Here is a 15,359-nt window from a genome sequence, read left to right on the forward strand (position 1 = left end):
TCTACCTAGGCTCCGCAGGGAAGCCCGGCCCTGTGCTCAAGCAGGCTACGGGCATGGCCCGCAACCGCTTCTGCTGGCCAGTTCACTTCGTCCTGCAACAGCACTTCGATACGCTGCGCGGTGGCCGCGAAGTCCTCCCAGCCGACGTCCAACGCGGCAGTGCGCAGTCTGTGTAGCGCCTCCAGCGCCATGCCGCGATCGCGCAGGGCAAGTAGTTCTATGAGGCTGTTAAGTTCCTGGCGCACAGCCTCCGGCGACCCTGGAGTTTCCAGGTACTCTGCAACTTGCGGCGCCGGGGTTACTTCGCACCAGAGTTCAATCATCTGCTGCAACATGGCCTGTTGGACCGGTTTGCTCAGTACACCATCCATACCGGCATCGAAACAACGTTGCAGGTATTCATTCCCGCTAAATTGCGAGAGCGCGATGATCGGGCAATATGAGCGTTCCTGTTGGAGCTGCGACTCACGAAACGCGCTGACCATGCCCTCGGCGTCGCCCTCTGGCGAGTCACAATCGATCAGCACCATATCGACCCGGTGCGCACTGAACAACGCCACCGCCTGGTCGGCATCAGCCGCCAGCAGCGCCGCGCAACCAAGGCTGTCGAGTTGTGCCTGCAACACTTGCCGACTGGGTAGCGAGTCATCCACCACCAACACCTGCAAACCGTTAGCCGATTCCGCGCTCGGCGCAGGCTCAGGTGCCGGCAGTTGCGGGGAAACAGCCCGCTCAACTGGCAACCACACCTCGACCTGGGTACCGACCCCCTGCAAGCTGCTGAGCACCAACCTGCCGCGCATCAAGCTGACCAGGCGCCGGCAGATCACCAGGCCCAGGCCGGTACCGCCAGTGCGCCGATAGGATTGCTTGGCCTGGGCATACGGCCGGAACAGCGAGGCTTGCACCTGCTTGGACAAGCCTATGCCCGTATCGATGACCCGGATCACCAGCTGTCGCACCTCGACCGCAGGCTTTTCCAGCTGTTGCAACTGCACCTCTACCCGGCCCACATCGGTGAACTTGACGGCGTTGCAGATCAGGTTGCGCAGCACCTGCGCCAGACGCAGTTCGTCCAGCAACAATGGGGCGCCGGGACGCTCGCCGGTGACGAGCAGCTCAATGCCCTTTTCCTGTGCTTGCGCTCGATGCTCATCGACTATCCGCAAGACCAGCGCCCATAGGTCCACCGGTTCAAGATTGAGGGCCAGTTGCCCGGCTTCCATCTTGGAGATATCCAGCACATCATCCACCAGCCGCAGCAAGGTATTGGCGCCGCTATTGGCCAAGCTGGTGAAATGTCGCTGCTGCTCATCGAGCGGGGTGTGCTCCAGCAGTTCCACGGCGGCCAGCACTGCGTTCATCGGCGAACGCACTTCATGGCTGATGACCGCCAGGAACATCGCCTTCTCCCGTTCGCTGTTCATGGCCTGGCGCCGTTGCAGGCGACTTTGCACGACCAGCCCGACGAGCACTGCCACCACGGCCAGCAGCAACCACAGCTCACCTTGGTAGTGCTCGGCAATGGCCTTGACGGTGGGAATATCCAGGTCCATATCCACAAACCAGGCGTCATAGATCGCCTTGCGCTCTTCGCCGCTGATGGACGCCAGCACCTTGTCCAAAATAGACAGCAGGAGCACATCGCTGTCACGTACTGCCATGCTCACGCCGGTATGCAGCGACGGCAGCACCCCAGAAATCTGCAGTACCCCATGATATTGGCGGGACAGGTAGGGAATCAGCAGCCATTCCGAAGCAATCGCCGCGTCCGTGCGGCCGTCCTTGACCATCGCCATCATGTCCAGCGCATTCAGGGCTGAAACAATGGTTATCCCCGGGGCCTTACGCTTCAAAAAAGCGACGTAATCCTCCTCACGCCCCAGCACCACCACCCGCTTGCCGGCGAGTTGCTCCAAGTCGGCAAACGGTTGATCGCCAAAACGGCTGACCATAACGGTCGAGCTGGTGTTGTAGGGCGCGGTGTAACGCAGCCCGAGATCCTTTGCCGGGTCATCATCCCGGCGCCGGGTGGACAGGATATCGACTTCGCCGCTGATCAGCATGTCCTTGCGGGCGCTGCGCGTAGTGGTGGTGACGGGTTCGAAATACAGGCCCGTGCGCGATGCAATCAACCCCAGGTATTTGGCTGACAACCCTCTGAGTTGGCCATTGCTGATGTATTCAAAAGGCTGCAAGTTATCGAATACGCCAACACGCAGCACCGGATGGGCGGCAATCCAATCACGCTCCTGCTGGGTCAAGTCCAGCGGCGTCGGGCCGGCCTGCACCCCGACGCCCAGGTTTCCCAACACGAACGCTATCAGCAGCAGGCGTAGCAATTTGGCGTTCATCGCTGGGTCACCCGCGAGGCACGCGCGGGCGGCAGCACTTCCAGGGGAGCATCCCCGCCCAAGGCCCGCCAATGCTCAACCAACGCCCGCAGGGCCTGGGCGTAGGCCGGGCAATCCCAGCCCTCCTGCGCGCGCAGCAGGCGCTCCAGATGCTCGGCACTCTGCCCCAGGGCCAGCCACTCCATAATCAGCGCAGCACCGTGCAGACGATGGGCAACGTGGACGGCGCTGGGGCGGTCACAGAGCGCTATGGCCTTGATCAGGCTCCCCAGGTCACTGGCCATCTCCCGATTGATCGCCGCCTGATCCAGTTGAGGGGCCATCAGGCTCGCACGAGGTGCAGCCAGGGTGACGTCGCACCAGCGCTCGATCACTTCGCGCAGTTGCCCAAGGCGTATCGGCTTGCTCAATGCGGCGTCCATCCCAGCATCCATGCAACGTTTGAGGTGCTGTTCACCGGTCAGGGCAGAAATGGCAATGATTGGGCAGCGTGGACGCCCCAAGCCGCGCTCGAACTCACGCAGTTCGCGAACCAGGCTGTAACCGTCCTGGTCCGGCAGGTCACAGTCCATCAGAATCAATTGGTAGGCCTGCTGCACGAACAAGCTGTGGGCCTGGGCGGCATCGGCGGCGATCACCGCCTCGCAGCCAAAGCCGCCGATCTGCGCCCGCAGCACTTCCTGGTTGGCCAGGGTGTCTTCCACGACCAGGATTTGCAGGCCGTCCGTCTCGGCCTCTGGCGCGGACTGCTGAACCTGCGGTGGTTCAGCAGTCTGGGGGGCAACCGTTACCGGCACGCAGAGGATGAAGGTCGTGCCAACCCCCGGCTCACTGCTGAGTGTCAACGACCCCTGCATCAAGTTCGCCAGTTGCTGGCAGATCACCAGGCCCAGCCCGGTACCACCGGAGCGCTTGTAGGATTGACTGGCCTGGGCATATGGCCGGAACAACGACGCCTGTACCGCTTCACTGATACCGATCCCGGTGTCGCGCACCTTGACTTGCAACTGTTGACCACCGGCCGGTAGGGCCAACAGGTACAGCTTGATGTCGACACCGCCGACATCGGTGAACTTGATGGCATTGGAAAGCAGGTTATGAAGAATCTGCGTCAGGCGGGAGCTGTCGAGTAACAGCAAGGGCAGCGCGGTGTGGATGCTCACATTCAGGCTCAGGTGCTTTTCCCGGGCGCGCAGGCGGTGCAAGCCAACTACACCCTGCACCAGCGCCGTCACATCGGTCGGTTCAATGCTCAGGCGCAACGCCCGCGCACCCGAGCCTGGCGTGTCCAGCACGTTATCCAGCAAACGCACCAACGCATTGGCGCCGCCATTGGCAAGGTGCACAAAGTGGCGCTGCTGTTCATTGAGCCGGGTGTGCCCCAATAACTCCATGGCCGCCAGCACGGCATTCATAGGCGAACGGATTTCATGGCCCATGACCGCCAGAAACATGGTTTTTTCCTGCTCGTTGCGCACAGCCTGACGCCACCGGAGATGGCCGCGATAGACCAGCACACACAGGCTGGCCAGCAGCAACGCCCCCATGATCAGTACATGCCAGTAGTGGCTGGAGACGGCAACCAGGGTTGGAACATCCAGACCCAGGTCGTGATACCAGTGCTCGTACATCTCATTGCGTTGCTCGGCAGTGATCGAGCCCAGGACTTTTTCGAGGATCGAATGCAGCAGCGCTTGGTCCGAGCGAACCGCCATGCTGACATCCAGCATCTGGCTGCCGACCACACCTGAAGCCTCCAGGATGCCCTGGAACTGGCGGTACAGATAAGGCATCAGGAAGATTTCCGTGGCAACGACCGCGTCAGCACTGCCGTCCCGGACGCGGGTCAGCATCTCCAGGGCCGATTTGCTTTTGATCAGCGTGACCTCGATCCCTGATGCTCCGACGATCTCTTCGTAATGATCCACGTCGGGAACCATCACGGTTTTGCCATGCAGTTGGTCGAGGTCGAAAATATCCGGGTCTTCGAAGCGCGTCACGATGATCGGCGAGGTGGTCTGGTAGGTCAGCAAGGCAAGGCCCTTGGTGGCCGGCTCAGTCCTGAAACGCAAGTAAGAGGACAGCAGATCCACCTGGCCATCGAGGAGCATTTGCTCGCGTATCTCAATGGTCTTTCCCGGGACATAGGTGAATTCAAGGCCGGTGGCATCGGTCACCAATTGCAGGTAATGCGCTGAGCGTCCCTGCAGGGTGCCATCACGCATGTACTCAAAAGGTATCAGGTCTTCGACCACGCCCACCCGCAACACCGGATGCTGCTGTATCCAGCGCTGCTCCTGCTCGCTCAGTTGAACCGGGCCAGCAGCGAAGACGGTCCCTCCAAGCGACCACAACAGCACGCCCCCCAGCCACCACCGCCTCATGGCGAGCCAATGATTTTGTTGAGCTTGAACAGTTCGTTGTTCGACGTAACCCCCAGCTTGCGAAACGCCGTGGTTTTCTGGGTGCTGATGGTCTTGATGCTGCGATTGAACTTCTCGGCAATTTCAGTGATGGTCATGCCCGCCAGATAACAACGAATGACCTCCTGCTCGCGACTGGTCAACTCCGCCAGGATCAGGGCGTCGGGCACTTCGCCAGGGCCTTTGCGGGTATCACTGGTGACGGTTTCGGCCAGGCGATAGGTCATGTCAGGACTCAGGTACACCGCCCCCGACGCCACTTTGCGAATGGCCTTGACCAACTGGTCCATGTCCTCACCCTTGCCGACAAACCCGCGGGCTCCGACACGCATGGCCAGGCCCACGGTCGCCGGGTCGTGATGGGTGGACAACACAAGGATGTGGCTAGCAGGAAACTTGACTCGCAAGGCACGGATCAATGACACGCCGTCCAACTCCTCGGGACTCAGGGAGAAATCCAGTAGCAGCAAGTCTGCAGGCGCTGTGGCGAGACCGGCAATCAGGTCGCGGCTGCGCTCATAAATGCCTACTACTTCAAAGTTCGCCTCGGCCGCCAGGGTATTGGCCAGACCATGTCGAACAACCGCGTGATCATCCAACAAAGCAATACGTATAGATTTCATTATGATCGAGCCCACTCAACCCAGCGCAAACCGCGCTGCCGAAAACAGGGATACCCAACGATAGAACAGTATATGCAATAACCGGCAAATGACACGGCGCCAACCCGCCAGGTTCAGATACCTTCAATGAGGTGCTTGATCTTGAATAGCTCGTTGTTCGATATCACACCCAACTTGCGAAAAGCCGAAGCCTTTTGGGTGCTGATGGTCTTGATGCTACGGCTGAATTTCTCAGCAATTTCGGTGATGGTCATACCCGTCAGATAACAGCGAATCACTTCCTGCTCACGGGCAGAGAGACTGACAAAGCGCAACGCATCCTCGCGATTGCGCGCCTCGCCGTCATAGTTGACCGCAGTGGCTTCGGCAACCCTGTAGGCCATGTCCGGGCTCAGGTAAACCGCCCCCGACGCCACCAGCCGGACGGCGTCGACCAACTGGCCCATGTCTTCACCCTTGCCGAGAAATCCCCGGGCACCGGCACGCAAGGCCAGGATCACGGTAGCGGCGTCATGGTGCGTAGAGAACACCAGGATGCGGCATTGTGGAAACTTCACCCGTAACGCTCGAATCAGTAACACGCCGTCCAACTCGCTGGGCCCCAGGACATAGTCCAGCAACAGCACCTGCGCCGGGTCCTTGGCCAACCCTGCCAACAGTTCACGCGTCCGGGCGTAGACACCGACCACTTCAAAATCAGGTTCCTGCAGCAATCGATTGACCAGGCCATGTCGCACGATTGCATGATCATCCAGCAAAGCAATTTGTAAGCGTTTCATAGATCACAGGACACTCTGTATAACGAGCAAAAAGATGAAAAATAACGCTATTTCATCATTGGTAAGTTGCCGCCAGGGAAGACGGACCTACAACATCAATTCCATCCGTGCAACTGAGCCATCGCACATTAAAAACAAACAGGCGAACTTTCGATCAGGCAATACAACACCCACCGGCAAACTTTAAGTTGCCAGGCAAGTAGTCGATTTTTTGAGATTCAAGACATCCAGCAGTGGTTATCGAATGGGCAGAGCAGTTAACTCCAGCGGCATACAATATAAAAAAATCGATGATAGAAATTTAAGACCATGACGAAACAATTGAAATAAGAGCACTCCTAAAAACCGCCTCCTCCCAGAGCCAGACGGACAGAAATATTTTTTTACGGGTGTTTCCCCCGCTCAATCAGGAAGCTCAAGAAGGCCTCGATTTCCATCGGCCGCGCCAGCGCATAACCCTGCCCGACGCGGCAGCCCAGGCGATGCAGTAAAGGGATCGTGGACTCATCCTCAATGCCCTCGGCCACCAGGTTCAGATTCAGCAGGCCGGCCCAACTGACGATGCCCGCAATCACCTTGCGTGATGAGGAATGTTGCTCTACAGCACGCACGAATGAGCCGTCGATTTTCATCTCATCGAACGATAGGTTCGCCAACAGGTTCAGCGTAGCCGCGCCGGTACCAAAATCATCCAGGGACACCTGGAAACCCTTGGCGCGGATCGCCGTCAGTGATGCCGAAAGATGAAGCTCATCCGGTTCGTGTACGTCCTCGGTAAGCTCGATTTTCAGCAAACGGTTCGGTAAGCCGGCCTGCTGCATCCGTGTGGCAAGGCGATCGGCAAAATGTGGGGTGCAAATGGTTTTTGCCGATGCATTCACCGCGATGGGGATCAGGATGTTTTCACGCTTGAGCGCCAGCATCGCCCTGATGCTCCACATTTCCACCAGGCTGAACAGCAACAGGTCCAGGCCCAGTCGGTTAACCAACGGCATCAGCACCGACGGCGGGATTTCACCAAAGCGCGGGTGCTTCCAGCGCACCAGCGCCTCGGCCCCCACTACACGCCGGCTCAACAGCTCGAATTGTGGCTGGAACACAAAACGCAATCCCTCCCCCGTGGTCAGCGCGTTGATCACTTCATCTTCGGCCAAGGCGTCGAATGTGGTCATGCACAACTGCGGGTCCGGTTTCGCCCGGGTCAGCACCACGGCTCGCAAGGCATCGCCCAGTTCCAGGGTTGCGCCTTCACGCAGAATTTCCACCAGGATGCCTGCAGCCCGGGCCAATCGTGCATGAGACTCCAACGCACTGATGGCCACTCCCCCCATGTACTTGATCCAGAACTGCTGGGTGCCAGTATGCGGGGCAGTCACGCTGCCCCCTTTCACATCGCGCAGTTGGGCATTCAAGGTGGCTTTACCGGTCCAGAAGATGCTCGGCAATTGCGCCACGGCACCGGCTTCGTGCAGCCCCTTGAGCAGGCTTGGCAGCATCAGCCCATCATCACATCCCGGGAGAATTTCGCAGACGATGACGTCCACCGGCTGTTCCAACAGCCATGCCTCCACGTCCTTCAACGATTGAGCATTGGTCAGCGCTGTAACGCCCATACTGCTCAGCGCGCCGGCTAACCGATCGGCACAGGTGACGTCAGCTGCCAACGTGATAACGCGTAGGGCGTTGAACTCCTCAGACACGGCGGCATTTACGATCATGACAAAAATTTCCCGATACTTTTCCAGAAAAAAAGCTTAGCAGTACCAAAAAAGATGCAAATAGGACTGGGACTAAAAGTACCCTTGTTCGCGGGGAGACCCACAACGAAGCGCTGATCGGTAGGGATCAGAGCTGGCCAATGCGCGCTGATAGGCGCGCTAGTGAAAAATAACGTCGAGCGATGAATTATTTAGTGTCCTCATGTATCTGACCCAATAGACCATGCCATTAAAACAATGGCATCGACACCGATCAGCAACAGAGTGACCTGTATGAAATCGCGCAAGAAAAGTGTCGGCCCTATCGGGTTGAAAGACATCACCATTGTCGACGACGCCAAGATGCGCAAGGCGATCACCGCCGCGGCGCTGGGCAATGCCATGGAGTGGTTCGACTTCGGCGTGTATGGCTTTGTCGCCTTCGTACTGGGCAAGGTGTTCTTTCCCGGCGCCGACCCTGGCGTACAGATGATCGCAGCGTTGGCAACCTTTTCCGTGCCGTTCCTGATCCGCCCCCTGGGGGGCCTGTTCTTCGGTGCGTTGGGGGATAAATACGGGCGGCAAAAAGTCCTCGCGGCCACCATCGTGATCATGTCCCTCAGTACCTTTGCCATCGGCCTGATCCCGTCCTATGCCTCGATAGGCATCTGGGCGCCGATCCTGTTGCTGTTGGCCAAAATGGCCCAGGGTTTCTCGGTGGGCGGGGAATATACCGGTGCCTCGATCTTCGTCGCCGAATACGCACCCGACCGCAAGCGCGGCTTTCTCGGCAGCTGGCTGGACTTCGGCTCCATTGCCGGCTTTGTACTCGGCGCCGGCGTGGTAGTCGGGATCTCGTCGGTACTGGGTGAAGAACAGTTCCTGGAATGGGGCTGGCGCCTGCCGTTTTTCCTCGCCCTACCCTTGGGCATGATCGGCCTGTACCTGCGCCACGCCCTGGAGGAAACCCCGGCCTTCCAGCAGCATGTCGAGAAGCTCGAACAAGGTGACCGCGAAGGCCTGGCACGCGGCCCGCGCGTGTCGTTCAAGGAAATCGCCACCCAACACTGGCGCAGCCTGATGACCTGTGTCGGCGTGGTGGCGGTGACCAACGTCACCTACTACATGCTGCTCACCTACATGCCCAGCTACCTGACACACAACCTGCACTACAGCGAAAACCATGGCGTGCTGATCATCATCGCGATCATGGTGGGCATGCTGTTCGTGCAGCCCTTGATCGGCTTTATCAGCGACAAGGTCGGACGCCGGCCCTTTATCATCGCTGGCAGCATCGGCCTGCTGGCCCTGGCGATTCCGGCCTTTATGCTGATCAACAGCGGCAAGCTGGGGCTGATCTTTGCAGGCTTGCTGATACTGGCAGTGGTGCTGAACTTCTTTATCGGCGTGATGGCGTCCACCCTGCCGGCGATGTTCCCCACCCATATACGCTATAGCGCCCTGGCCAGTGCATTCAACATCTCGGTGCTGATCGCCGGCCTGACCCCCACTGCCGTGGCCTGGCTGGTGGAAAGCACCAACGACCTGTATATGCCCGCCTACTACCTGATGGTCATTGCCGTGGTGGGCCTGGTCACCGGCCTGACCATGAAGGAAACCGCCAACAAACCCCTGCGCGGCGCGGCGCCGGCGGCGTCGGATATTGAAGAAGCTCGGGAGCTGTTGCAGGAACACCACGACAATATCGAACAGAAAATCGAAGACCTCGACGAGCAGATCGCCGAGCTGGAGACCAAGCGCAAGAACCTGGCACAACAGCATCCGCGGATTGACTGACTGATCCCACGGGGGATCTCATAGGGACAGAGAACTGTGGTCCCACCACAAATCCAATGTGGGAGCTGGCTTGCCTGCGATGTCGGCGGGTCAGCCACCCACTATAGTGATTGGTACACCGTCATCGCGGGCAAGCCCGCTCCCACAGGGGACCTCATTGGGGCAGAGAATTGTGGTCCCACCACAAATCCGATGTGGGAGCTGGCTTGCCTGAACTGGACGGCCCCTATGAGAAAAACCCGACGTGTGGGGCCATTTTCTTGAGCAGACGGTGCGTTACTCCCCTGCGGCGCAGGGCCCGCCGCGGCGTCCTTTCAGCGGCCATTGTTACGGCACAGCCCCATGACTTTATATTCGATGGTGTTGAGCTTGCCGCTCGAATCTTCGTAGGTCATCCGCGACGGTACGATGTCACAGGAGCGGATCGGCGGGGTCACGCTGACCACCTTGGCGATGTCCAGTTTCATCCCGTAGCGATAGTCCTGGACCACTGGCCGGTCCTTGCCATGTTTTAACGCGTAAGCCTCCATGGCTTTCTGGTTATCGCTCATCAACGCCTCAAATGCACGATCACTGCCTCCCGTGGCGAGCACGACCGTAGACAATGACAACGCCAATGCAGCAATACTCAGTTTCAACAGGTTCATCGGGTTTACCTCTCAAGTCACTCATTCCAGGCTTGAGATTAACGAACCGACCCTGTCAGCAAGGTAGCTTGATGATTACCTTTCTGTTATCCGCAACCAAACAGTGCCTGCAACGGCAACAAGCATCACCGACTAAGCGCCGACGCGGCCAGTTGTGCTACCCCGAGGGTGACTCCAGGCTCATCACCGTTCAGGTAAGGCTCAAACAGCGCCATCACTGGGCCCGGAACCTCAGAAAGCTCATGGCAAACAGCCAACCACTGAGCATGGACAGGTAGATAGAGGTGTACGAAGCAACGGTGTAGTCCAATAAGAAGTTGAGCGCGGTCAACGCAATGGCGGCGCACAGGAATTGCGTGGGGGTAAACCGGCTCAGAAAGCGTTCCATTGCGGCATTCAAGGTGCTCAGGTACTTCATTGGTTTATCCCTGGATAATGGTGACGGTATCCGCTCACTTGCGCCCGACGATCCTGAAAAACACCAGAATAATGCTGCACAGAGCTGATGAGAATCAACCGCAGAAATGCCATAGTCGCCCGTACAGCAAATGGAGTTGGCCCCCAATGAAGCAATACATCCTCTACCCCCTCTTGGCGCTGCTCGCTGGATGCAGCAGCGGGCCGTATCTGCATCCGCAATCGGAAGTGGGCACCCATGCGTTACTCGAACGTACCTGCCCCGGCCCGAAAGCCGCAATGAGCTACGCCCCGCTCTCGGAAGAACTCGATTGGGTGCACGTATTGGTCTATGTAGCACCACCCGGAACATCCAGCTGGCCAGGCAACCTGCGTTCAACCGACACCGAACTGCGCCTGTTTGGCCGGCTTTACATCCCCCCACGCCTGCGCAACCTGGACACCCCGGATCAACGCCGGGCGGCTTACAAACAAACTGACCCGCCGCTGTGGGTCAGCGCCGATTCGCCGTTGGTCACTGTTACGCTGGCGACAGGCGAGACCTATCAAGTCAGTATCGAACAACTGAAAACCGGCTTTGACCCCAAGAAGCAATCCAGCAGCAGCGGCAAGGGCACGGCCCTGGGCAAGGGCGATATGGATGATTTCACCCTCACCTTCCCGGCTATATTTGTGAACGGTGAAAAAGTGCCGATGGCGCCGATTCACTTCAAGAAACGCGAAGAGCGCTATGCACCGGTATTTAACTGTTGAGTGAAAAAATTCAGGACCTGCGTCCGACAATTCAGGCAAGGAGCAGTGCAGTGATCAGCATTCGGGAAGCAACCATAGAAGACATCCCCCTCCTTCAGGAACTCGGCATGAAGACATACCGAGAGCATTTCTCTGAAATCTGGACCGCTGCGGGCATGCAGAACTTCCTGAACGAAGATTTCTCGACCCGCGAAATGCAGAAATCCATCGAGTCGCCTGCCCATCACTGCTGGCTCATCGCATTTGACGAAACCAACCACGCCGTAGGCTTTTCAAAGGTCAACTGGTCCAAACCTATGCCCCTGCCTGGTCAGGTTGGCAGTGAGCTACAGAAAATTTACTTCCTCAAGTCACAGGCGGGCAAAGGCTACGGAAAGCAACTCTTGCAGCTTATCCACCAGTACGCAAAAGACCGTAAGGAAGGCGCTATCTGGTTGGATGTGCTGAAGTCCAATACCAGTGCACAGCGCTTTTATGAAAACTGCGGATTTGAGGCACTCGGCGAAATCCCGTTCAGTACCGACAAGGCCGACATCGGGATGGTTGTAATGCGCTGCGATCTTTCCCGGTAGACAAGGGTCACGCTTCTCATACCCGCAACGCGTTACATCACCCAAGGAATGGCAATGAGCTTCGACTGGCACTCCGGCCCCATCACCCGCACCACCCCACTGGACAAGCATTACAGGAATACACAGAAGGTGCGCCAGTTCCTGATCGGCGAGTGCGGGGAGTCATTCAAGTTCGATCGGGCGTTCATGGCCTGGATCAAGAGTAGCGAGCCCTTGACCATGGGGGACGTGGCGGATCAGTGGAATCGGACTCGATCATCCTTGCCCCAGGCACACCGACCCGGGAAAGAGTTGGATCAGTAACCAGCCCGCCACAAACAACCCGGCACCAAACGTGAGGTGGGCAAGCAGGCTTCGGCGCCTGGCTCGGTTCGGTGTCGGCGTCTTGGAAGCGGCGAAACCGAAACCAAAGGCGGGCTGCATGATGCAGAACGGTGCAAGCACGCTGATCAAGCCCGTCAGTAACGCGGGCATCAGCGAGGGGCTGCAGAGCCAGGCCTGCCCTTGGAATGCCAGAAGCACCATCGCGAAGACAACACCGGTGACGTAGTGGAACCCCCAGCCAATCAGGCTTTCATGTCGGGTAGGGTGCGCAGCCACAATCGAGGCGTGGCGAAACTGTCCTTTGGGCATGTGGCCCAGCCAACGGCCGACAAGCCTGTAGTCCAGCGATGCGCTGCCAAATACCCGTGCTTGAATCAACGCTGACAGGTCCATGATCAACGTGGCCCCCAGCCCAACCAGCACCATACGCAGTACCATCTCAGCGGTTTCCATGTTATTTCCTCTTGCCTTTGGCCGGTTTTGATCCCGGCAGTCTGCAAGTTCAAGTCGACTTGAGGTCAAGCATGAAAGAAATGGATATCGGTGAAGTGGCACGCCGCTGCGGCCTACCGTCTTCGACCCTGCGGTACTACGAGGAAAAAGGCCTTATCCGCTCCATAGGTCGCCGTGGCCTGAGCCGGGTATTTGCTGCGGATGTACTTGAACGCCTGTCATTGATCACCCTCGGCCAGTCTGCGGCGTTTTCCCTGGACGATATCGCCACCATGCTGGACGCGGATGGCCAGCCGGCCATTGACCACCAGCGGCTGGCCGAAAAGGCTGATGAGCTGGACCGTACGATCCAGCAGCTCAGCGCCATACGTGATGGACTGCGGCGTGCTGCGGCCTGCCCTGCGGCGCGGCATATCGAGTGCGCGAACTTTCAAAAAATCCTGAGCGCTGTGAAGACGGGCAGCGTGAGGAGAAATACCAGCAACAGGTCTCAATCACACCTCAAGACCGCCAAGATCAAAGGGGGTCGAACCCCCTGAGGCGTGTCCACCAACGTGCCCGACCAGCGGCACCCCGTTTCGCCAGTTGATGCCGCACTATATTTGGCATGCCTCTACGACCGATGCCCCCTGCCCTGCCCTTCGAATACCCTGCCCACCTTCGCGCCCAGGCCGAAGCTGCGCCGCGTGCGCCCGGCGTGTATTTTTTCTACGCGCAAGGCGATTCGATGCCGCTGTATATCGGTAAAAGTGTCGATATCCGCAGCCGTCTGCTGGCACACCTGCGCACTCCCGAAGAAGCGCGCATGCTGCGTCAGGCACAGCGGATCGAGTACCAGCAGACCGCTGGGGAAATCGGTGCACTGTTGCTGGAGTCGCGCCTGATCAAAGAGCTGCAGCCCCTGAAGAACAAGCGCCTGCGCAGGCAGCGACGCCTGTGCTCGCTGCGCATGCACCAAGGCAAACTCGAGATCATCGACACCACCGCGCTAGCTGAGGGGCCACAGTTGTACGGACTGTTCCGCACCCGGCGCATGGCAATCGAAGCGTTGATGCTGCTCGCCGACGAGCATCGCCTCTGTCATAGCCTGTTGGGTATAGAGCCAGCCAACGCAAAGGGCTGTTTCCGCGCGCAGATCCGTAAATGCGCCGGGGCATGCCGGGGCGACGAAACCCATGCAGCCCATACCGAACGTTTGCTGCAGGCATTGGCGCACTGGGCCGTCCACCGCTGGCCATACCCCGCGGCCATTGCGCTGCACGAACGCCATGGCCAGATGGAGCAATACCACGTCGTGGACAACTGGCGGTACATCGGGACTTATGCCTCGGAGGCCGAAGCCCGATTGGCGCCGGCCCTCCCGCCGCAGTCCTTCGATGCTGACAGCTACAAAATTCTTGTCCGTCCGGTGCTGTTCGAGAGCGCCCGTGTGGTGGTGCTGTCGTAGGTGGTGCCTTGCAGAGCCCGTGCGCCAGGAACCTTTTTCATAATCGGGAATCAGTGCTGCATGTTTTCATACCAACAACTCAGCGAATTCCCGATGATTCTCAGAAGATCCCTGCTCTGTATCGCCTTGGTGGCCGCCGGCTTTCTTGCCGGGTACGCCGCAAAACCCAATGATGGGCTGCAAGTGACCGCTGGCCAACTCATAGAGTGTGGCCAGGTGACCATTCCCACTCTGGACATGTGAGCCATGTTAGGGGGACGGATTTATTTAATTAAACCAATAAAGCATCAGAGAAGCGGTCAGGCATAAAAACCCTCTCTCACAATAAAAACAAAGAAAAAGTCAGCATTGATCCCCTGGCGGAGGAACTCGCACAGAAAGGCTAATAGCTGATTGCCCTTATCCGATGGCCTGATTTAATGATGGTGGCTCCACAAACCTGCTGGCTAGCTGATACCCTTTCGGCTCAATGTGCGGCAAGACAAGGACGTGAACACAATGAACAGGGAGATCATCCTGATGCGCCATGGCCAGCCGAACCTGACCATGCTCGGCAAGGTTTCATTATTCGAAATGAAACACTGGATCGAACACTACAACTTATCTGAAATCACCCGCCAGCCCGCCCCGCAGGCGAGCATGCAACTGGCGGCGACCGCTCGAGTAATCGTATCGAGTAGTGCCCCTCGAGCGCTTTCCTCCGTACGGGCGTTGTGTCTTCAGCCTACAGTGGTAGACCCGGTGTTCTGTGAGGCACAACTGCCCCATGGCCGCTGGAGACTGCCGAAGCTCTCTGGGTTTACGTGGGCGTTTATCCTGCGTATTTCCTGGTTGTGCGGTTTCTCGGGAACGGTCGAATCAGCCCGCCAGGCCAAGCTACGGGCCGGCAAGGCAGCGCGACAACTTCAAGACCTTTCCAGCGCCGGGCCAGTCCTGTTGCTCGGTCATGGATTTATGAATCGAATGATCGGCAAGCAGCTCGAGGCTAACGGCTGGACTCGCCAGATTCGTAACGGAAACCGCTACTGGAGCACAGTGGTCTATCAGATGAATCAGCAGTAATGCCCGTCGAG

Annotated in this window: 15 protein-coding genes; 7 read left to right on the forward strand and 8 right to left on the reverse strand. The window is 58.4% G+C overall.

Features of this window, described 5'->3' with window-relative positions; genetic code table 11:
* Positions 1-5: 5 nt before the first annotated feature.
* From PSH73_RS14785 to PSH73_RS14805, 5 genes are all read right to left on the reverse strand, one after another.
* Positions 6-2,354 carry a transporter substrate-binding domain-containing protein gene (locus PSH73_RS14785; RefSeq protein ID WP_128593578.1) on the reverse strand — a complete coding sequence of 783 codons (2,349 nt, stop codon included), beginning with the start codon at positions 2,352-2,354 and terminating at the stop codon, positions 6-8.
* Positions 2,351-4,738, reverse strand: coding sequence for an ATP-binding protein (locus tag PSH73_RS14790; RefSeq protein ID WP_081044264.1), 2,388 nt, complete (start codon positions 4,736-4,738; stop codon positions 2,351-2,353). The genes PSH73_RS14785 and PSH73_RS14790 overlap by 4 nt, the downstream gene beginning before the upstream one ends.
* Positions 4,735-5,400, reverse strand: coding sequence for a response regulator transcription factor (locus PSH73_RS14795; protein ID WP_057959906.1), 666 nt, complete (start codon positions 5,398-5,400; stop codon positions 4,735-4,737). Before PSH73_RS14795 ends, PSH73_RS14790 begins: the two co-directional genes overlap by 4 nt.
* A 113-nt stretch (positions 5,401-5,513) precedes the next feature.
* Positions 5,514-6,179, reverse strand: coding sequence for a response regulator transcription factor (locus tag PSH73_RS14800; RefSeq protein ID WP_057959907.1), 666 nt, complete (start codon positions 6,177-6,179; stop codon positions 5,514-5,516).
* A gap of 383 nt (positions 6,180-6,562) precedes the next feature.
* On the reverse strand, positions 6,563-7,897 hold the full coding sequence (locus PSH73_RS14805) for an EAL domain-containing protein (protein WP_057959908.1): 1,335 nt from the start codon (positions 7,895-7,897) through the stop codon (positions 6,563-6,565).
* A gap of 273 nt (positions 7,898-8,170) precedes the next feature.
* Here PSH73_RS14805 and proP point away from each other — a divergent pair, with 273 nt between their 5' ends.
* Positions 8,171-9,673, forward strand: coding sequence for a glycine betaine/L-proline transporter ProP (gene proP, locus PSH73_RS14810; protein WP_198818264.1), 1,503 nt, complete (start codon positions 8,171-8,173; stop codon positions 9,671-9,673).
* Between the two features lie 314 nt (positions 9,674-9,987).
* Here the strand turns inward: proP and PSH73_RS14815 are convergent, their stop codons facing one another.
* The gene (locus tag PSH73_RS14815; protein ID WP_057959910.1) at positions 9,988-10,320 is read right to left on the reverse strand and encodes a DUF2790 domain-containing protein; all 333 of its coding nucleotides are present in this window, start codon (positions 10,318-10,320) and stop codon (positions 9,988-9,990) included.
* Positions 10,321-10,534: 214 nt separating this feature from the next.
* Entirely contained in the window at positions 10,535-10,738 is a 204-nt protein-coding gene (locus PSH73_RS14820; protein ID WP_057441010.1) for a hypothetical protein, read from the reverse strand.
* A 146-nt stretch (positions 10,739-10,884) separates the two neighbouring features.
* On the opposite strand from PSH73_RS14820, the gene PSH73_RS14825 reads away from it, so the two are divergent.
* From PSH73_RS14825 to PSH73_RS14835, 3 genes are read left to right on the forward strand one after another with little or no spacing between them, the layout of a single operon-like run.
* A complete protein-coding gene (locus tag PSH73_RS14825) occupies positions 10,885-11,490 on the forward strand; it encodes a hypothetical protein (protein WP_220172299.1) in 606 nt (201 codons plus the stop codon).
* A 50-nt stretch (positions 11,491-11,540) separates the two neighbouring features.
* Positions 11,541-12,062: a GNAT family N-acetyltransferase gene (locus PSH73_RS14830; protein WP_216312087.1), complete on the forward strand. Its 522-nt coding sequence runs from the start codon at positions 11,541-11,543 to the stop codon at positions 12,060-12,062.
* Between the two features lie 54 nt (positions 12,063-12,116).
* Complete coding sequence (locus tag PSH73_RS14835) at positions 12,117-12,365, forward strand: DUF6434 domain-containing protein (RefSeq protein ID WP_057959914.1); 249 nt, start codon at positions 12,117-12,119, stop codon at positions 12,363-12,365.
* On the opposite strand, the gene PSH73_RS14840 is transcribed toward PSH73_RS14835, so the two are convergent.
* Positions 12,318-12,839, reverse strand: coding sequence for a DUF2938 domain-containing protein (locus tag PSH73_RS14840; RefSeq protein ID WP_057959915.1), 522 nt, complete (start codon positions 12,837-12,839; stop codon positions 12,318-12,320). The genes PSH73_RS14835 and PSH73_RS14840 overlap by 48 nt on opposite strands.
* Before the next feature lie 71 nt (positions 12,840-12,910).
* Here PSH73_RS14840 and PSH73_RS14845 point away from each other — a divergent pair, with 71 nt between their 5' ends.
* The 3 genes from PSH73_RS14845 to PSH73_RS14855 all read left to right on the forward strand — a co-directional run bounded on the left by PSH73_RS14845 (position 12,911) and on the right by PSH73_RS14855 (position 15,348).
* Positions 12,911-13,378 carry a helix-turn-helix domain-containing protein gene (locus PSH73_RS14845; protein ID WP_057959916.1) on the forward strand — a complete coding sequence of 156 codons (468 nt, stop codon included), beginning with the start codon at positions 12,911-12,913 and terminating at the stop codon, positions 13,376-13,378.
* Positions 13,379-13,446: 68 nt separating this feature from the next.
* Positions 13,447-14,286 (forward strand): endonuclease, encoded by an 840-nt coding sequence (locus tag PSH73_RS14850; protein ID WP_128593580.1) that lies wholly within the window; start codon positions 13,447-13,449, stop codon positions 14,284-14,286.
* 498 nt (positions 14,287-14,784) lie between these two features.
* Positions 14,785-15,348, forward strand: coding sequence for a histidine phosphatase family protein (locus PSH73_RS14855; RefSeq protein WP_057959918.1), 564 nt, complete (start codon positions 14,785-14,787; stop codon positions 15,346-15,348).
* Positions 15,349-15,359: the final 11 nt, after the last annotated feature.

The sequence above is a fragment of the Pseudomonas sp. FP2294 genome (assembly GCF_030687625.1).
Classification (GTDB): domain Bacteria; phylum Pseudomonadota; class Gammaproteobacteria; order Pseudomonadales; family Pseudomonadaceae; genus Aquipseudomonas; species Aquipseudomonas shahriarae.